The sequence below is a fragment of the Shewanella sp. NIFS-20-20 genome (genome assembly GCF_019209865.1).
Lineage (GTDB): Bacteria > Pseudomonadota > Gammaproteobacteria > Enterobacterales > Shewanellaceae > Shewanella.
In genome coordinates, this window is record NZ_JAHUTT010000018.1 from 41,103 (window position 1) to 59,233 (window position 18,131).

The window sequence follows — 18,131 nt, forward strand, 5'->3', positions numbered from 1 at the left end:
CATTGCAGGTGACTAGCTACACCTTTACGCGGGAGTTACGTTTGTTAACTCCCGCGCAATTTAAAACTGTATTCAACAACCCTCTAAAAGCATCTTCTGCTGATATTACCTTGCTTGCAATTTCTAATGGTCAGGAACACCCTCGCCTTGGATTAACTGTGCCTAAACGCCAAGTTAAACATGCAAACCAGCGTAATCGCATCAAAAGAGTCATTAGGGAGAGCTTCCGCTTACATCAAAATCAACTACCCGATGCAGATATCGTGGTATTGGTTCGCCATGGATGCTTAGCTATGGACAATACAGAACTACACCAGTTGATAGAAAAGCTATGGCGAAAACTCAATCGCCGATTCAATGGCTAGCCACCACGTTTATTCGTGGCTATCAAATCTTCATCAGCCCTTTACTGGGTCCTCGATGTCGTTTCACTCCCTCTTGCTCACATTACGCGATAGAAGCAATTCAAACTCACGGATCGGTAAAAGGGAGTTGGTTTGCTCTCAAACGCATATTAAAATGTCACCCATTACATCCCGGCGGTAGTGATCCCGTCCCCCCTAAAAACGACAGGTGCGATAAATAAGGTTATGGAATCTCAACGTAATATATTGCTAATCGGTTTACTGTTCGTCAGTTTCCTGCTGTGGCAACAATGGCAGACTGACAACGCGCCTCAAGCGCCGATACCCACGACTGTAGCTTCTCAAACCGCTACTGCAGATCATAATTCCGATGTTCCTATGTCGGATGGTGAAGTTCCTGCTCTCCATACTGCGGCTTCAAAAGACTTGATCAGTGTTAAAACCGACCAATTGGATGTGAAAATTAATCCTGTTGGTGGTGATATAGTTTATGCGGCCTTAGTTGCCCACAAACTTGAACAAAACAAAGATCAGCCTTTTGTGTTACTTGAGCAAACTCCAGCTTATACCTACATTGCCCAAAGTGGTTTGATTGGTCCCAATGGCATAGATACTGTTAACAGACGAGCTCACTTCACTGCAACACAACAAGATTACACGATGGCGGCAGGCGAAAAGACACTCGAAGTGCCTTTAACCTATAAAGATGCCGATGGTGTGACTTACACTAAAATCTTTACTTTCCATCAAGGTCAGTTCGATATTGGTGTCGATTACCGCATTAATAACACCACAGATAAACCATTGCATGTAAAAATGTATGGTCAAATCAAGCAAACCATCAAAGCCAGTGAATCTAGCATGATGATGCCGACTTATCGTGGTGCCGCTTACTCAACTGCCAAAGAACGTTACGAAAAGTATTCGTTTGAAGACATGAGCAAAGCCAACTTAGAAACCAACACCCAAGGGGGTTGGGCAGCGATGTTACAGCATTATTTTGTCTCTGCTTGGGTACCTCAAGCAAATGAGCAAAATAACCTGTTTTCTAAAGTAAGCTCAGGCATGGCAAATATTGGTTTCCGCAGTGAAATGCAAACTGTTGCGCCTGAAGCGACCGCCAATATTTCAGCACAATTCTATGTTGGTCCTAAGTACCAAGAGCAGTTGTCTGCGTTATCACCTACCTTAAACTTGGTGGTTGATTATGGCTTCTTGTGGTGGTTAGCCGTCCCAATTTACAAACTGTTGATGTTCTTCCAGTCAATCGTTGGTAACTGGGGTGTGGCCATTATCCTGATAACTCTGACAGTTCGTGGCTTACTGTACCCATTAACCAAGGCACAATACGTGTCTATGGCAAAAATGCGTAACCTGCAGCCCAAACTGGCCGATCTAAAAGAGCGTTTCGGTGATGACCGTCAGAAGATGGGTCAAGCCATGATGGAACTGTACAAGAAAGAAAAAGTTAACCCTATGGGTGGCTGTTTACCTATCTTGCTGCAGATGCCAATCTTTATTGCCTTGTACTGGGTACTGTTAGAAAGCGTTGAATTGCGTCATGCGCCGTTTATTTTGTGGATCCACGATCTCTCGGTTCAAGATCCATACTATATCCTGCCGCTGCTGATGGGTGCTTCTATGTGGTACATGCAGAAGATGCAACCCATCGCTCCAACCATGGATCCAATGCAAGTGAAAATGATGCAGTGGATGCCTGTGGTATTCACCGTATTCTTCTTGTGGTTCCCTGCAGGTTTGGTTCTTTACTGGTTAGTCGGTAACTTAGTTGCCATCATCCAGCAGAAGATTATTTATGCCAACCTAGAGAAAAAAGGCTTAAAATAAGCCAATAGCTTAACCAGCAAAAGGCGGCTTATTGCCGCCTTTTTGTTTTCTTTTATTTGATATGGGTAACACACGTGACAACAGAGACTATCGTGGCACAGGCTACCGCCCCCGGTCGTGGCGGTGTTGGTATCATCCGCATTTCGGGAACATTGGCAGCGTCTGCAGCCATGGCTGTGCTAGGTCACGTACCTAAGACTCGCTATGCAGAATATTGTGAATTTAAACACGCTGACGATAAGGTGATAGATCAAGGCATCGCACTATTTTTTAAAGGCCCTAATTCCTTTACTGGTGAAGATGTATTGGAGCTTCAAGGTCATGGCGGTCAAATCGTACTGGATATGCTGATCAAGCGGGTCTTGGAAATCGATGGTATTCGCATCGCCCGACCTGGCGAGTTTAGTGAACAGGCATTTATGAATGACAAGCTTGATTTAACCCAAGCTGAAGCCATTGCCGACTTGATTGATGCCACCAGTGAGCAAGCCGCTAAAAGTGCCTTACAATCACTCCAGGGTGAATTTTCTAAAGAAGTGCACACCTTAGTTGAGCAAGTCACTAATTTGCGGTTATACGTGGAAGCTGCCATCGATTTTCCCGATGAAGAAGTGGACTTTTTATCCGATGGCAAAATCGCCAACGCTCTCTATAACATCATCGCAAAATTAACAGAGGTACAAGCCAGCGCAAAACAAGGTTCGATTATTCGTGAAGGCATGAAAGTGGTGATCGCTGGCCGGCCCAATGCCGGTAAATCCAGTTTATTAAATGCGTTAGCAGGCAAAGAATCCGCCATTGTCACTGAAATTGCCGGCACCACCCGCGATGTGCTGCGTGAGCATATTCACCTCGATGGCATGCCACTACACATTATTGATACCGCCGGATTACGTGATACCACAGATACCGTCGAACAAATCGGTATTGAACGGGCCTGGAGCGAAATAAATAGTGCTGACCGAGTGCTGTTTATGGTCGATGGCACCACAACATCAGCCGTCAATCCTCATGATATTTGGCCAGATTTTATTGATCGATTACCAGCCAATCTCGGAGTCACAGTGATTCGCAATAAGGCAGATCTTACTGGTGAATCATTGGCAGTAACCGAAGAAGACGGTTTTAGCGTGTATCGGATCTCAGCCAAAACTGGCCTAGGCGTTGACGCATTGAAACAACACCTAAAAGGCCTGATGGGCTACCAAAGTAACCTCGAAGGTGGCTTTATTGCTCGTCGACGTCATTTAGAGGCCCTAGATAGCGCATCACAACACTTGCAAATAGGCAAAGAGCAGCTGGAAGTATTTCAAGCTGGCGAGCTATTAGCAGAAGAGCTACGCATGACGCAGCAGGCCTTAGCGGAAATTACCGGCCAATTTACCTCTGACGATCTCCTCGGAAAAATATTCAGTTCTTTCTGTATTGGGAAATAATCAATAAGGAGCCTTAGGGCTCCTTATTTTTTGCCCATATTGTCACCAATAATGCTGTCAATACCCCCGCTAGCCACCGCCAGCATCACAACGCTTGATAATAGATTGCGATTTACCAACGCCGAACCCGCCCCCTGACTCAAACAAATAACGCCGCCTCGATTATCTACAGGCACCAGCGTAGCGCCGAAGTGACTCTAGGCCCATTAGCCTAGGATCAGTTAGTATATCGCCAATTTCGGGCCGAAAGGCCAATCAAACTAGGACAAAACATGAGCAAAATCGATGTGATCGTAGGTACCACGTTAGGCGGTACCGAGTATGTTGCCGATGAAATAGTGGCGCTATTGACCGATGCGGGTCATCAAGTTGAGCTGCATTTAAGCCCATCGTTAGCCGATATCGATAAAAAATCGCTGTGGTTAATCGTATCATCGACCCATGGAGCCGGAGAATTGCCGGATAATTTACAGCCCTTTTTTAAAGATCTTAGGCTGACGCAACCGGATCTAACCGATCTAACATTTGCCTTATGTGCCATCGGTGATTCCAATTACGATACTTTTTGTCAGGGGCCTGAAGCACTGATTTCAGAGTTATCCTTCTTAGGCGCACGCACTTTTGTGGACAAGATCCAAATCGATGTTCAACAGCAAACAGTGCCTGAAGACTTAGCAATTCAGTGGCTTAACCGCTGGATCTCTACCCTGTAATTCGATCCTCCCCCAATATAAACCAGATCTACTCACATCTTAGATCTGGTTTATCCACAAATTATGCTCTATATGTACAAATCTGTGCATAAGCTATTATTTTTCTCTGATCAAACCATGTACTATTCACATACCCAATCGCTTAAAGATCCACCCTGTGGATAAAACAGCGATCTATCCCCACCTTATTTGCCAATAGATCGCGGGTAGATCACAGGATCGCAATCTTATAAGTGCATGAATTTAAAGGTTTTATAGGCTTACCCACAGATATTGGCGATCCTAATAATAAGAGATAATAAGAGATCTATATAAAGATCTTAAGATCTATTAGTCCGATCCTGATGCGATCCTTGATTGAAAATAGATCATTCACCTTGTCTAAGACAAATGCTAAAATAGTCAGCTAGTAAAATTTCGATCTTTAAATATCAAAAGGCAGTTGTATGCATTTTCATGAACGGTTTGATGTAATTGTTGTAGGTGGTGGTCATGCCGGAACTGAAGCCGCATTGGCTGCTGCCAGAATGGGCTCAAAAACCTTATTACTGACCCATAACGTAGATACCTTAGGGCAAATGTCTTGTAATCCTGCCATCGGTGGTATTGGCAAAGGCCATTTGGTGAAAGAAATTGATGCCTTAGGTGGCGCCATGGCAACGGCTACCGATCTTGCCGGCATTCAATTTAGAACGCTTAACTCAAGCAAAGGTCCTGCAGTCAGAGCTACTCGCGCTCAAGCTGACCGAGCACTTTACAAGCAAGCCATTTTAAATATCTTGCAACACCAACCCAACTTACGGATCTTCCAACAAGGCGTTGATGATCTGGTGGTTGAAAATGATCAAGTGGTTGGTGTCGTCACGCAAATGGGCTTGGCATTCTCAGCCCCTAGCGTGGTATTGACGGCGGGTACCTTTTTGGGTGGTAAAATCCATATTGGTTTAGAGAATTACAGCGGTGGCCGCGCCGGTGATCCACCATCAATTGCCTTAGCCAACAGACTACGTGATTTGCCGATCCGTGTTGGCCGTTTAAAAACCGGTACTCCACCAAGAATCGATGCTAACACCATTGATTTTTCACGGATGACTGAGCAAAAAGGCGATAACCCATTACCTGTGATGTCGTTTATTGGTAATGTGGATCAACATCCGCAACAAGTTTCGTGTTATATCACTCATACCAATGAAAAAACCCATGACATTATTCGTGGTGGATTGGATCGTAGCCCGATGTATTCAGGAGTTATCGAAGGCATTGGTCCACGTTATTGCCCGTCAATTGAAGATAAGATCCATCGCTTTGCCGATAAAAGCTCGCATCAGATCTTTATTGAACCAGAAGGCTTAACGACCACAGAAATTTATCCAAACGGCATCTCGACCAGCTTACCTTTTGATGTTCAGATCAATTTGGTCCGATCGATCACAGGGATGGAAAATGCTGAAATTATTCGCCCAGGTTATGCGATTGAGTACGATTATTTTGATCCGCGCGATCTTAAAAACTCATTAGAAACCAAAGCGATTAAAGGCTTGTTCTTTGCGGGACAAATCAATGGCACCACAGGTTACGAAGAAGCCGGTGCCCAAGGGCTACTCGCCGGCATGAATGCCTCATTGTTTGTACAAGGTAAAGAATCATGGGCGCCACGTCGTGATGAAGCCTACTTAGGTGTGTTAGTCGATGACTTATCAACCTTAGGAACCAAAGAACCCTACCGTATGTTCACTAGCCGTGCTGAGTATCGTTTGTTATTACGTGAAGATAATGCTGATTTACGTTTAACAGAAAAAGGTCGCGAGTTAGGGTTAATTAATGATGATCGTTGGGCAAAATTTAATGCCAAGCGTGAAGCCATTGAAACTGAATTACAGCGTTTACGTGGCCAATGGGTACATGTTAACTCACCATTACTCAGTGGCTTAAACCCACATTTAAATACTCCAATATCACGTGAAGCGACGTTTGAAGATCTGCTCAAACGACCTGAACTTGATTATGAAAAATTGATGAAGATTGAAGGCTTTGGTCCTGCGATTAGCGATCCTATGGCCGCAGAGCAAGTGCAAATTCAAGTGAAATATGCAGGCTATATTCAACGTCAACAAGACGAAATTGCCAAAGCGATGCGTAATGAAAATTCACGTTTACCACTGAATTTAGACTACAGCGAAGTGCCTGGGTTATCGAACGAAGTTATCGCTAAATTAAATAGCCATAAGCCAGAAACCATAGGTCAAGCCTCTCGCATTTCTGGGATTACACCGGCCGCGATTTCGATTTTGTTAGTGCACCTTAAAAAGCGGGGATTACTGCGTAAATCAGCCTAAAGATTTCGGCTAGGTAGCACCATCACGAGGGAAGCTTAGGCTTCCCTTCTTTTATCCTGAGTCGCATAATAGCGATCAGATTACATTCATATTTTCAGAGGTGTCGAGTGCAGACTCTACTGACGAGCTATTTAGCTCAAACAGGCTTAAGCGTTACCCCAAAGCAACAAGAGCAGCTGCTTAATTTTGTCGCCATGCTGGATAAATGGAATAAGGCATATAACCTGACGTCGGTGCGCGATCCTAAGCAAATGCTCATTCGTCATATTATGGACAGTTTAGTGGTTTCGCCTTACCTGCAAGGCCAACGTTTTATCGACGTGGGGACTGGCCCTGGGTTACCAGGAATACCCCTGGCCATCATCAATCCTGATAAAGAGTTCTATTTACTCGATAGCCTAGGTAAGCGGATCCGTTTTCAGAGACAAGTTGCCTTTGAGCTTGGAATCGACAATATCACTTCGATTGAAAGTCGAGTGGAAGCATTTGAACCTGAACAGAAATTTGATGGGGTTCTGAGTCGCGCCTTTGCGTCAGTGACGGATATGCTCACTTGGTGTCATCACCTGCCAAAAGACGATGGCTGTTTTTATGCGTTAAAAGGTCAGTTAAGTGATGAGGAAATGGCATCGATCCCTGATGGCTTTAAGTTGATTGAAACCATTGAGTTAGTCTTGCCTGATTTACATGAACAACGCCATTTATTAAAACTGATAAAGCAATAATCAGGATGATATTAGGTGTCTGACTTGCAATCATGGCGGACATCAAGCAATTTGTTATTTACCGCATTGATAACTCATGCATTCTTAAGCATTACTTGCGTGAATTTTTCGATAATTTGAGTCTGACAGACAGGGTGAGAAGGTGGCGAAAATTATTGCCGTGGCCAACCAGAAGGGTGGCGTAGGAAAAACAACGACTTGTGTAAATTTAGCAGCCTCGCTTGCTGCCACAAAACGCAAAGTACTCTTGATTGATCTCGATCCGCAAGGAAATGCCACCATGGGCAGCGGTGTCGATAAGTATGATCTTGAAAATACCGCCTATGAACTTCTGGTTGAAGAAAAGCCTTTTGAGGACATCGTTATTCGCAATACGGCGGGTAAATATGATCTCATCGCTGGTAATGGTGATGTCACTGCCGCTGAAATTAAGCTCATCCAATTTTTTGCGCGAGAAGTGCGTTTACGCAATGCACTGGCACCAATCCGCGATCAGTATGATTATATTTTTATCGATTGCCCACCTTCTCTTAATATGCTGACGGTCAATGCGATGTCTGCCGCCGATTCCGTGCTAGTGCCGATGCAATGTGAATACTATGCCTTAGAAGGTCTCACGGCCCTAATTGATACCATCGGCAAGCTGGGTACCATGGTGAATCCCGGCCTCGCCATCGAAGGGATCTTGCGTACCATGTACGATCCTCGAAACCGTCTTGCCAATGATGTGTCCGATCAGCTGAAGCATCATTTTGGTGATAAAGTTTATCGCACTGTGATCCCACGTAATATTCGTTTAGCTGAAGCCCCTAGTTTTGGTGCCCCGGCCATGTATTATGATAAGACCAGTGCTGGTGCTAAAGCTTACCTTGCTCTTGCTGGTGAAATCATTCGACGTGCCGAACAGCAAGCTGAAAAAGCATAAAGGAAAAATAATGACCACAAAAAAACGGGGACTGGGTAAAGGGCTGGATGCGTTATTGAGTACCAGTCACGCTGCTAACCAAAAAATAAGTCTTGATGCGGAGACACAGCATCAGAGCGAAATCGACACGGTTCAAGACGATAGTTTACGTCATCTCGACCTCGATCAATTGCAACCTGGTAAATACCAACCGCGCAAAGATATGTCACCCGAGGCGTTGCAAGAATTAGCTGATTCCATTAGCACGCAAGGTATCATTCAGCCGATAGTGGTGCGCCCTTTGGGCACTGATCGCTATGAGATCATGGCCGGTGAGCGACGGTGGCGGGCGGCGGGATTGGCTAAATTAGACAAAGTGCCTTGTTTAATTAAGCATGTGGCTGATGAAGCGGCCATCGTCATTGCCTTGATTGAGAACATTCAGCGTGAAGATCTCAATGCCATGGAAGAAGCCATTGCATTACACCGCTTAACCCAAGAATTTAGCTTAACTCACCAACAGGTCGCCCAAGCCGTAGGTAAGTCTCGAACGACGGTCACAAACTTACTGAGATTAAACAGCCTGAACGATACTGTTAAGCTGATGTTAGAGAACGGTGACATCGACATGGGGCACGCCCGTGCTTTGTTAACGGTTGAGGGTGAAACTCAAACCGAACTTGCTAAATTAGTGATTGCAAAAGGGCTGACGGTTCGTGAAACTGAAAAGCTGGTAGCTCAAACACATAACCCGGTTAAACTTCCTGAAAATAATATTAAAGATCCCGATGTTAGTCGTTTAGAAAGCCAGTTAATTGAGCGTCTCGGGGCAAAAGTTGCAATTAATCACAATAAAAAAGGCCAAGGCAAAATTGTAATTAATTATCAAAATCTCGCTGAATTGGACGGAATTCTAGAGAAAATTCATTAAAAAAGCTGGGTTAATAGTTTATTGTGTAAATTTGTGACACTTGTTAATCTTCAAATAATCTAGTTTTGGGCCTACATCACGTTAAAAGTCTCTTTTTTAATAATCTCAGCGTTGCAAAGACTCCTTGAAAAGGTATACTTTCGCATGCTTTTTGTAGCATGGCAGACGATGTTATTTAACATGTCCGGTCATAAATACATTAAGACAGAAAGTGGAGAATGAAAATTGAGTAAAATTTTAGCGCGACGCGGCCGCTGGTCAGCCTACCGGTTAGTCCTGATGCAAGTGTTTGTTGCTGGAATTGTAACAATTATCTTCTCTGGAATGTGGGGAGTTCGCTTTGGTGCTTCGGCATTAGCCGGAACCATTATCGCTGTGCTCCCTAATTTTGTATTCGCAACCCTCGCTTTCTCTCACTCGGGAGCAAGTTCAGCAGATAAGATTATTAAATCTTTCTACTTGGGGGAAGCGGTAAAGATGCTGTTGACCATCGTATTGTTTTCGTTAGTTTTTTTGAACATGGACGTGGAGTTTATGCCATTGTTTGTGACTTATGCTATCGCGTTGACTGTACATTGGGCAGCACCTTTATACTTCAAGCAAAGTTAAGTGGGATGAATCATGGCTGCAACTGGTGAAGCGTTAACACCGCAGGGCTATATCCAGCATCACCTTACTAACTTGCAAGTGTGTGCGACCGACAGTGGTTTAGCATTCAACTCTGCATGTAGTGGGGCGGGCTTCTGGACATGGCACATTGATTCGTTGCTCTTTTCGGTTGGTCTGGGTGTTCTGTTCTTGGGGCTTTTCCGAAGCGTTGCTAAAAAAGCAACGACTGGCGTACCTGGCAAACTTCAATGTTTTGTCGAAATGGTCGTCGAGTTTGTTGATAGCAGCGTCAAAGAAACCTTCCACGGCAAAAACCCTCTGATCGCTCCTCTTGCGCTGACTATTTTCGGCTGGGTATTCATGATGAACTTCATGGATATGGTGCCTGTAGATTGGCTCCCAGAAGCTGCAAAGCTTGTTGGAATCGACTACATGAAGGTAGTGCCTACAGCGGACCTTAACATCACGCTTTCTATGGCGTTAGGTGTGTTCGTGCTGATTATTTATTACAGCATCAAGGTCAAGGGCGTATCAGGGTTCGTGAAAGAACTGACATTACAGCCCTTTAACCATTGGGCAATGATACCCGTCAACCTCCTGCTGGAGACGGTTACTTTAATCGCTAAGCCTATTTCATTGGCATTGCGTTTGTTCGGTAACTTGTACGCGGGTGAGTTGATCTTCATCCTTATTGCGCTGATGTACGGTGCCAATCTGGCAATCTCTGCCCTTGGGGTAACACTCCAGCTGGGTTGGTTGATTTTCCATATTTTGGTTATCACACTGCAAGCGTTTATCTTCATGATGCTGACCATTGTTTATTTAAGCATGGCGCATGAAGATCATTAAGGGTTGCTGAAGAAATTTTTAAACTAAATCATCAACTAAATTAAAGATTTAGAACTGGAGATACAGATGGAAACGATTCTGGGCTTTACTGCAATTGCTGTTGCTCTGCTGATTGGTATGGGTGCCCTTGGTACCGCGATCGGTTTCGGTCTTTTGGGTGGTAAGTTCTTGGAAGGCGCTGCGCGTCAACCAGAAATGGCCCCAATGCTGCAAGTTAAAATGTTCATCGTAGCTGGTCTGCTCGACGCCGTAACTATGATCGGCGTAGGTATTGCACTGTACATGCTGTTCACTAACCCTCTGGGTGCAATGCTGTAAAAAAACGCTTCTGTCTTAACTCTAAATAGGAGGCTGTTGTGAATATCAACGCTACCCTAATCGGTCAGACGGTCGCCTTTATTATCTTCGTGTGGTTCTGCATGAAGTATGTTTGGCCTCCTTTGATGCATGCCATCGAAGATCGCCAAAAAAGGATTGCTGATGGTATCGCTGATGCGGACCGTGCGGCAAAAGACCTGGAGTTGGCTCAGGCGAAAGCGACTGATCAACTTAAAGAAGCTAAGGCTACTGCCAACGAAATTATTGATGCTGCTAACAAGCGCAAAAACCAAATCGTTGAAGAAGCCAAGGCTGAAGCAGACGCTGAGCGTGCAAGAATCATCGCTCAGGGTAAAGCAGAAATTGAAGCTGAACGTAATCGCGTGAAAGAAGATCTGCGTAAGCAGCTCGCTTCTCTGGCCGTTATCGGCGCAGAGAGAATCCTTGAACGTTCGATCGATCAAGCCGCCCATAGCGACATAGTTAATAAACTAGTTGCTGAAATTTGATAAGGGAGTGGAGTTATGGCTGAGTTAACCACCATTGCTCGCCCTTATGCTAAGGCAGCTTTTGATTTTGCTGTAGAACATCAAGCAGTGGAAAAATGGGCAGAAATGCTTGATTTTGCCGCATTAGTTAGTGAAAACGACACTATGCGTCCACTGCTGTCTGGCTCCATGGCCAGTGCTCAACTCGCTAACCTGTTTATCAGTGTGTGTGGCGAGCAGATGGATACACAAGGTCAAAACCTGATCAAGGTAATGGCTGAAAACGGTCGCCTCGAGGTTCTGCCTGCTGTGGCTCAGCTGTATGCTGAGTTTCGCAATGACTGGGAAAAAGTGATTGAAGCCGATGTGGTTTCAGCAACCGAACTCAGTGAAGAGCAAGTACAGCAGATTAGTCTCTCTTTGGAGAAACGTCTCACACGCAAAGTTAAGCTGAACTGTAGTGTCGATGCTGGCTTAATCGCCGGTGTAACTATTCAAGCAGGAGACCTGGTTATTGATGGGTCGGTACGAGGTAAATTATCTCGTCTTGCTGATAGCCTGCAGTCGTAATTGGGAGTTTGAGCATGCAACTGAATTCCACTGAAATCAGCGATCTGATTAAGCAGCGGATCGAGCAGTTCGACGTCGTTAGTGAAGCTCGCAACGAAGGTACTATCGTTGCAGTAAGTGACGGCATCATTCGCATTCACGGCTTAGCCGATGTAATGCAAGGTGAAATGATCGAACTGCCAGGTAACCGTTATGCTATCGCGTTGAACTTAGAACGTGATTCTGTCGGTGCCGTAGTAATGGGTCCTTATGCTGATTTAGCTGAGGGCGTAAAAGTTAAGACTACTGGTCGTATTCTGGAAGTTCCAGTGGGCCGTGGTTTGCTGGGTCGTGTTGTTAACACCCTCGGTGCTCCAATCGACGGTAAAGGACCTATCGATAATGATGGTTTCTCACCGGTTGAAGTGATTGCTCCTGGTGTTATTGACCGTAAGTCAGTATCACAACCAGTGCAAACTGGTTATAAAGCCGTTGACTCTATGATCCCAATCGGTCGTGGTCAGCGTGAATTGATCATTGGTGACCGTCAGACTGGTAAAACAGCGATGGCGATCGATGCCGTGATCAACCAGAAAAATTCTGGTATCAAGTGTGTGTACGTCGCTATTGGTCAGAAAGCTTCTACCATTGCTAACGTAGTGCGCAAACTTGAAGAGCATGGTGCATTAGCTAACACTATCGTTGTTGTTGCTACTGCCTCAGAAGCTGCTGCCCTGCAGTTCTTAGCACCATACTCTGGTTGCTCTATGGGTGAATACTTCCGTGACCGTGGTGAAGATGCCCTGATCGTATACGATGACCTGTCAAAGCAGGCTGTTGCATATCGTCAAATTTCTTTGCTGCTGAAGCGTCCACCAGGACGTGAAGCATACCCAGGTGACGTATTCTATCTACACTCTCGTTTGCTGGAACGTGCTTCTCGCGTTAACGAAGAATATGTAGAGAAGTTCACTAATGGTGCAGTGAAAGGTAAAACCGGTTCGTTAACCGCATTGCCAATCATTGAAACCCAAGCGGGTGACGTATCTGCATTCGTACCTACCAACGTAATTTCTATTACCGATGGTCAGATCTTCCTTGAAACCGACTTGTTCAACTCTGGCTTACGTCCAGCGGTTAACCCTGGTATTTCGGTATCTCGTGTGGGTGGTGCGGCTCAGACTAAGATCATCAAGAAACTGTCCGGTGGTATTCGTACCGCACTGGCACAGTATCGAGAGCTTGCTGCGTTCTCACAGTTTGCATCAGATCTTGACGATGCAACTCGCGCTCAATTAGAGCACGGTGAGCGTGTTACCGAACTGATGAAGCAAAAGCAATATGCGCCTATGAGCGTAGCTGATCAGGCTGTGTCTATTTTCGCAGCTGAAAAAGGTTACCTGAAGGTCGTTGCGCTGAACAAGATCGGTAGCTTCGAAGCGGCTCTGCTCTCTTTCATGAACACTGAACATGCACAACTGATGAACACCATTAACGAGACTGGCGATTATAACGCTGATATCGAAGGTGAACTGAAAGCTGGCCTGGACAAGTTCATGGAAACCCAAACCTGGTAAAAATCATCGAGGTGTCGTAGACACCTCAAGGTCCAGATTGGAGAGTAGAGATGGCCGGCGCTAAAGAGATTAAAACCAAGATCGCGAGTGTTCAAAACACTCAGAAGATCACGTCCGCTATGGAAATGGTGGCTGCCAGTAAGATGCGTAGAGCACAAGAGCGCATGGCAGCGAGTCGTCCCTATGCGGAGAATATGCGTAAGGTGATCGGTCACGTCGCGCAAGGTTCTCTTGAATATAAACACCCCTATTTAGAGGTGAGAGAGGCCAAGCGAGTAGGCTACATTGTGGTAGCCACCGACCGTGGTCTTTGTGGTGGTCTGAACGTTAACCTATTTAAAAAGGTTATCGCAGACGTGAAGAGCTGGAAAGAGCAAGGTGCAGAAGTTGAATTTTGTGCCATTGGTGCTCGCAGTGTTCAGTTCTTTAAAAGCTTCGGTGGCCAAGTATCGGCTCAAGCATCGGGTTTAGGTGATGCACCTAAATTAAATGACTTGATTGGTACTGTTAAGGTCATGCTGGATGCTTACAACGAAGGCAAACTGGATCGTCTGTATGTGGTATTCAACAAGTTTGTGAACACCATGGCGCAGACCCCCGTGATCGAACAGCTGCTGCCTTTACCTAAATCCGATGAAGATGATATGGCTCATCACTGGGATTATATCTACGAGCCAGATCCAAAAGAACTGTTAGAACAGCTTTTGGTTCGTTACGTAGAATCTCAGGTTTATCAAGGTGTTGTCGAAAATATTGCGTCTGAACAGGCTGCCCGTATGGTGGCGATGAAGGCTGCAACCGACAATGCTGGCGAGCTTATCAATGACTTGCAGTTGGTATACAACAAGGCCCGTCAGGCTGCAATTACGCAGGAACTGTCGGAAATTGTGTCAGGTGCCGCAGCGGTTTAGGTTAGGTAACGAATACAAGTTTTAGAGGATTAATCATGAGCACAGGTACTGTTGTCCAAGTAATTGGCGCGGTTGTGGACGTAGAGTTTCCACAAGTTGCCGTACCTCAAGTATATGACGCTCTGAAGATCACAGGCGAAGGTGTCTGTAACGGTTTGATGCTGGAAGTTCAGCAGCAACTGGGTGGCGGTGTAGTTCGTACCATCGCCATGGGTTCTTCTGATGGTCTGCGTCGTGGTCTTGAAGTCGCAAATACAGGTTCTCCAATTAACGTTCCGGTAGGGGCTTCAACCCTTGGCCGTATCATGAACGTTTTAGGTGAGCCTATCGATGAAGCGGGTCCTATTGGTGAAGAAGAGCGTTATGTGATTCACCGTGCGGCTCCTTCATATGAAGATCAATCGAACACTACTGAACTGTTAGAGACGGGTATCAAGGTTATCGACCTTGTTTGTCCATTCGCTAAGGGTGGTAAAGTCGGTCTGTTCGGTGGTGCGGGTGTTGGTAAAACAGTTAACATGATGGAACTGATTAACAACATCGCTAAAGCCCACTCTGGTCTGTCAGTATTCGCTGGTGTAGGTGAACGTACCCGTGAAGGTAACGACTTCTACTACGAGATGAAAGATTCTGGCGTATTAGACAAAGTAGCCATGGTTTATGGTCAGATGAACGAGCCACCAGGAAACCGTCTGCGCGTAGCGTTGACCGGTCTGACGATGGCTGAAAAGTTCCGTGACGAAGGTAAAGACGTACTGTTGTTCGTGGACAACATCTACCGTTATACCTTGGCCGGTACCGAAGTATCTGCACTGTTAGGTCGTATGCCGTCAGCGGTAGGTTACCAGCCAACATTGGCTGAAGAGATGGGGGTACTGCAAGAGCGTATTACTTCAACCAAGACAGGGTCTATTACCTCTGTTCAGGCGGTATACGTACCTGCGGATGACTTAACTGACCCATCACCAGCGACAACGTTTGCTCACTTGGATGCGACAGTTGTATTGTCACGCCAAATTGCTTCTCTGGGTATTTACCCAGCGGTTGACCCACTGGATTCGACGTCTCGTCAGTTAGATCCATTGGTTGTTGGTCAAGAGCACTATGACACTGCTAACGGTGTACAAACTGTACTGCAGCGTTATAAAGAGCTGAAAGACATTATTGCTATCTTAGGTATGGACGAACTGTCTGACGAAGATAAAACGACTGTAGCACGCGCCCGTAAAATCGAGCGTTTCCTGTCTCAGCCGTTCTTCGTTGCTGAAGTCTTTACCGGTTCTCCAGGTAAGTACGTTGCCCTGAAAGACACCATCCGTGGCTTTAAAGGTATTCTGGAAGGTGAATTCGATCACATCCCAGAGCAGGCGTTCTACATGGCTGGTTCTATCGACGAAGTTGTCGAGCGAGCTAACAAAAAATAACTGAGCATTTTTGCTTAGTGTTTTAAGGAGAACCCGATGGCAGGCATTACAGTACAGCTTGATATCGTTAGTGCAGAAAACAACATCTTTTCCGGGCGAGTAGAACACTTGCAGGTTTCTGGTGTTGAGGGTGAGCTGGGCATTATGCACGGTCACTCGCCTCTGCTGACTAAGATCAAGCCTGGCATGGCGCGTATCGTCAAGCAAGACGGTGGCGAGGAAGTGTTCTATCTTTCAGGTGGTATTCTGGAAGTGCAACCTGCTTCGATTTCCGTACTGGCTGATGTGGTATTGCGTGCTAATGACATTGATGAAGCAGCTGCTTTAGAAGCTAAGCGCCGCGCAGAAGCCGATATGGCTAATGCTGGGGCAGATTTCAACTATGCTGCTGCCGCCGTTGAGTTGGCGCAAGCCATTGCTCAGTTGCGTGTGGTTGAAACCATCAAGAAAGGCCTGCACCGTTAAGGTGTAGGTTGGCTGTGAAAAGGCGTCCTTCGGGGCGCCTTTTTTGTAGATAAAAAACCTATAATCAAGATATAACTTAGGATAGTGCACCGGGAGCACTGATCTTTGAAAGGCTTTTGGGTACAATTGCGCCAGTAAATTGAAAAGGAATCTATCATGTCGCTCAATGTTGTTATTCTCGCTGCAGGAAAAGGCACCCGTATGCGTTCTGATCTGCCTAAAGTGCTTCATCCTGTGGCTCATAAGCCGATGGTTCAGCATGTGATTGATACGGCCCGCGAGCTTAACGCTGATCAAATTAATTTGGTGTATGGCTATGGTGCCGATCAGTTAAGCGCCCGGCTCGGTGAGCAGCAGGTCAATTGGGTTGAGCAGGCCGAACAGCTAGGTACTGGTCATGCTGTCGCGCAGGCGAAAGACAACATTAAGGATGATGACACCGTATTAGTGTTATATGGTGATGTGCCATTAATTCAGGCCTCAACCTTGGAGGCTCTGTTGGCGGCTCGAGCCGATAATGGTTTGGCCATTCTAACCGTTACTCTCGATGATTCGACCGGCTATGGCCGCATTGAGCGAGATTGGGAAGGTAATGTCATTGGGATTGTTGAGCAGAAAGATGCCAACAGCGAACAGCTAAAAATTAAAGAAATCAACAGCGGCATCATGGCAGCGCCAGGGAAGCAACTAACGTCTTGGTTAGGTCAGATATCCTCTAATAATGCGCAGGGCGAATACTACTTAACTGATATTGTCGCCATGGCTCGACGCGATGGCGTGACCATCTCGACTGCGCAACCGGCGCTCTCCATTGAAGTTGAAGGGGCTAATAATCGGGTTCAACTTGCTCAGTTGGAGCGTGCATATCAAGCGCGGGCCGCCGAAAAGTTGATGCTTGAAGGGGCTAATTTACGTGATCCTAGCCGGATTGATATTCGCGGTGAGGTGACGGTCGGCATGGACGTGATGATCGATGTCAATGTCATCTTTGAAGGCAAAGTGGTGCTGGGGAATAATGTCACTATTGGGGCCGGCGCGATCTTAAAAGATTGTGTGATTGCCGATAACGCTGAAATTAAACCCTATACCATAGTGGAAAGTGCCAGTTTAGATGAACTCGCAAGTGCCGGTCCTTTCGCCAGATTGCGTCCAGGTGCCGTGCTGAAGCGTGATGCTCATATTGGTAACTTTGTCGAAATGAAAAAGGCGGTACTTGGCGAAGGCTCAAAAGCGGGTCATCTAGCCTATTTAGGTGATGCGCAAATTGGTCGCGGGGTTAACATTGGTGCCGGTACAATCACCTGTAACTACGATGGCGCCAATAAGCATGTGACGGTCATTGAAGATGATGTCTTTGTTGGTAGCGATACTCAATTAGTCGCGCCGGTGACAATTGGCAAAGGGGCAACGTTGGGGGCGGGTTCAACTATCACCCGTGATGTGGCTGCCGACGAGCTGGTTATTTCTCGTGTTAAACAAAAGCATTTTAGTGGCTGGCAACGTCCGCAGAAAAAAGTGAAGTAAACCCAATTTATCGCGATAAAGCACCGATTACCGGTAATGCCGATCAGTTAAGACAGATCGCTTGACGATCTCACTGAAAGGATCAAAATCCGATGACCCCTTGTCATCGGATTTTTTTATGCAACTTTCAGAAGCTTTGGCGCGTACTCATATCAATCG

General features: G+C 45.9%; 19 protein-coding genes. All 19 read left to right on the forward strand.

Annotation, left to right across the window (positions count from 1 at the left end; all coding sequences use genetic code 11):
- The first annotated feature begins 8 nt into the window (after positions 1 to 8).
- The 19 genes from rnpA to glmU all read left to right on the forward strand — a co-directional run bounded on the left by rnpA (position 9) and on the right by glmU (position 17,972).
- Positions 9 to 365 (forward strand): ribonuclease P protein component, encoded by a 357-nt coding sequence (gene rnpA, locus KU855_RS07930; protein ID WP_218529758.1) that lies wholly within the window; start codon positions 9 to 11, stop codon positions 363 to 365.
- Entirely contained in the window at positions 332 to 586 is a 255-nt protein-coding gene (gene yidD / locus KU855_RS07935) for a membrane protein insertion efficiency factor YidD (RefSeq protein ID WP_218529759.1), read from the forward strand. The genes rnpA and yidD overlap by 34 nt, the downstream gene beginning before the upstream one ends.
- Positions 587 to 590: 4 nt before the next feature.
- The gene (yidC, locus tag KU855_RS07940) at positions 591 to 2,213 is read left to right on the forward strand and encodes a membrane protein insertase YidC (RefSeq protein WP_218529760.1); all 1,623 of its coding nucleotides are present in this window, start codon (positions 591 to 593) and stop codon (positions 2,211 to 2,213) included.
- A 74-nt stretch (positions 2,214 to 2,287) separates the two neighbouring features.
- Complete coding sequence (mnmE, locus tag KU855_RS07945) at positions 2,288 to 3,649, forward strand: tRNA uridine-5-carboxymethylaminomethyl(34) synthesis GTPase MnmE (RefSeq protein ID WP_218529761.1); 1,362 nt, start codon at positions 2,288 to 2,290, stop codon at positions 3,647 to 3,649.
- A gap of 272 nt (positions 3,650 to 3,921) precedes the next feature.
- A complete protein-coding gene (mioC, locus tag KU855_RS07950) occupies positions 3,922 to 4,362 on the forward strand; it encodes an FMN-binding protein MioC (RefSeq protein ID WP_218529762.1) in 441 nt (146 codons plus the stop codon).
- Positions 4,363 to 4,808: 446 nt separating this feature from the next.
- Positions 4,809 to 6,698, forward strand: coding sequence for a tRNA uridine-5-carboxymethylaminomethyl(34) synthesis enzyme MnmG (gene mnmG, locus KU855_RS07955; RefSeq protein ID WP_218529763.1), 1,890 nt, complete (start codon positions 4,809 to 4,811; stop codon positions 6,696 to 6,698).
- Between the two features lie 107 nt (positions 6,699 to 6,805).
- Complete coding sequence (rsmG, locus tag KU855_RS07960) at positions 6,806 to 7,423, forward strand: 16S rRNA (guanine(527)-N(7))-methyltransferase RsmG (RefSeq protein ID WP_371316333.1); 618 nt, start codon at positions 6,806 to 6,808, stop codon at positions 7,421 to 7,423.
- A gap of 142 nt (positions 7,424 to 7,565) precedes the next feature.
- Positions 7,566 to 8,348 carry a ParA family protein gene (locus KU855_RS07965; protein WP_218529764.1) on the forward strand — a complete coding sequence of 261 codons (783 nt, stop codon included), beginning with the start codon at positions 7,566 to 7,568 and terminating at the stop codon, positions 8,346 to 8,348.
- 10 nt (positions 8,349 to 8,358) lie between these two features.
- Entirely contained in the window at positions 8,359 to 9,258 is a 900-nt protein-coding gene (locus KU855_RS07970; RefSeq protein WP_218529765.1) for a ParB/RepB/Spo0J family partition protein, read from the forward strand.
- Between the two features lie 225 nt (positions 9,259 to 9,483).
- The gene (locus KU855_RS07975) at positions 9,484 to 9,867 is read left to right on the forward strand and encodes an ATP synthase subunit I (protein WP_218529766.1); all 384 of its coding nucleotides are present in this window, start codon (positions 9,484 to 9,486) and stop codon (positions 9,865 to 9,867) included.
- Between the two features lie 12 nt (positions 9,868 to 9,879).
- Positions 9,880 to 10,716 carry a F0F1 ATP synthase subunit A gene (gene atpB / locus KU855_RS07980; protein WP_218529767.1) on the forward strand — a complete coding sequence of 279 codons (837 nt, stop codon included), beginning with the start codon at positions 9,880 to 9,882 and terminating at the stop codon, positions 10,714 to 10,716.
- A 66-nt stretch (positions 10,717 to 10,782) separates the two neighbouring features.
- Positions 10,783 to 11,034, forward strand: coding sequence for a F0F1 ATP synthase subunit C (atpE, locus tag KU855_RS07985; RefSeq protein WP_011761755.1), 252 nt, complete (start codon positions 10,783 to 10,785; stop codon positions 11,032 to 11,034).
- 38 nt (positions 11,035 to 11,072) lie between these two features.
- Entirely contained in the window at positions 11,073 to 11,543 is a 471-nt protein-coding gene (atpF, locus tag KU855_RS07990) for a F0F1 ATP synthase subunit B (protein WP_218529768.1), read from the forward strand.
- A 15-nt stretch (positions 11,544 to 11,558) separates the two neighbouring features.
- Entirely contained in the window at positions 11,559 to 12,092 is a 534-nt protein-coding gene (gene atpH, locus KU855_RS07995; RefSeq protein WP_218529769.1) for a F0F1 ATP synthase subunit delta, read from the forward strand.
- Between the two features lie 14 nt (positions 12,093 to 12,106).
- Positions 12,107 to 13,648, forward strand: coding sequence for a F0F1 ATP synthase subunit alpha (gene atpA, locus KU855_RS08000; protein ID WP_218529770.1), 1,542 nt, complete (start codon positions 12,107 to 12,109; stop codon positions 13,646 to 13,648).
- Positions 13,649 to 13,698: 50 nt separating this feature from the next.
- Positions 13,699 to 14,559, forward strand: a complete 861-nt coding sequence (atpG, locus tag KU855_RS08005) for a F0F1 ATP synthase subunit gamma (RefSeq protein ID WP_218529771.1) — start codon at positions 13,699 to 13,701, stop codon at positions 14,557 to 14,559.
- A 35-nt stretch (positions 14,560 to 14,594) separates the two neighbouring features.
- Positions 14,595 to 15,983, forward strand: coding sequence for a F0F1 ATP synthase subunit beta (gene atpD / locus KU855_RS08010; RefSeq protein WP_218529772.1), 1,389 nt, complete (start codon positions 14,595 to 14,597; stop codon positions 15,981 to 15,983).
- 36 nt (positions 15,984 to 16,019) lie between these two features.
- Entirely contained in the window at positions 16,020 to 16,448 is a 429-nt protein-coding gene (locus KU855_RS08015; protein WP_218529773.1) for a F0F1 ATP synthase subunit epsilon, read from the forward strand.
- Between the two features lie 156 nt (positions 16,449 to 16,604).
- A complete protein-coding gene (gene glmU / locus KU855_RS08020; RefSeq protein ID WP_218529774.1) occupies positions 16,605 to 17,972 on the forward strand; it encodes a bifunctional UDP-N-acetylglucosamine diphosphorylase/glucosamine-1-phosphate N-acetyltransferase GlmU in 1,368 nt (455 codons plus the stop codon).
- Positions 17,973 to 18,131: the final 159 nt, after the last annotated feature.

Coding starts and splice junctions, on each gene's coding strand:
- atpA (WP_218529770.1), top strand. CDS start 12,107: ATGCAACTGAATTCCACTGAAATCAGCGATCTGATTAAGCAGCGGATC.
- atpG (WP_218529771.1), top strand. CDS start 13,699: ATGGCCGGCGCTAAAGAGATTAAAACCAAGATCGCGAGTGTTCAAAAC.
- glmU (WP_218529774.1), top strand. CDS start 16,605: ATGTCGCTCAATGTTGTTATTCTCGCTGCAGGAAAAGGCACCCGTATG.
- atpH (WP_218529769.1), top strand. CDS start 11,559: ATGGCTGAGTTAACCACCATTGCTCGCCCTTATGCTAAGGCAGCTTTT.
- mioC (WP_218529762.1), top strand. CDS start 3,922: ATGAGCAAAATCGATGTGATCGTAGGTACCACGTTAGGCGGTACCGAG.
- KU855_RS08015 (WP_218529773.1), top strand. CDS start 16,020: ATGGCAGGCATTACAGTACAGCTTGATATCGTTAGTGCAGAAAACAAC.
- atpD (WP_218529772.1), top strand. CDS start 14,595: ATGAGCACAGGTACTGTTGTCCAAGTAATTGGCGCGGTTGTGGACGTA.
- KU855_RS07970 (WP_218529765.1), top strand. CDS start 8,359: ATGACCACAAAAAAACGGGGACTGGGTAAAGGGCTGGATGCGTTATTG.
- yidC (WP_218529760.1), top strand. CDS start 591: ATGGAATCTCAACGTAATATATTGCTAATCGGTTTACTGTTCGTCAGT.
- atpB (WP_218529767.1), top strand. CDS start 9,880: ATGGCTGCAACTGGTGAAGCGTTAACACCGCAGGGCTATATCCAGCAT.
- mnmG (WP_218529763.1), top strand. CDS start 4,809: ATGCATTTTCATGAACGGTTTGATGTAATTGTTGTAGGTGGTGGTCAT.
- yidD (WP_218529759.1), top strand. CDS start 332: ATGGCGAAAACTCAATCGCCGATTCAATGGCTAGCCACCACGTTTATT.
- atpE (WP_011761755.1), top strand. CDS start 10,783: ATGGAAACGATTCTGGGCTTTACTGCAATTGCTGTTGCTCTGCTGATT.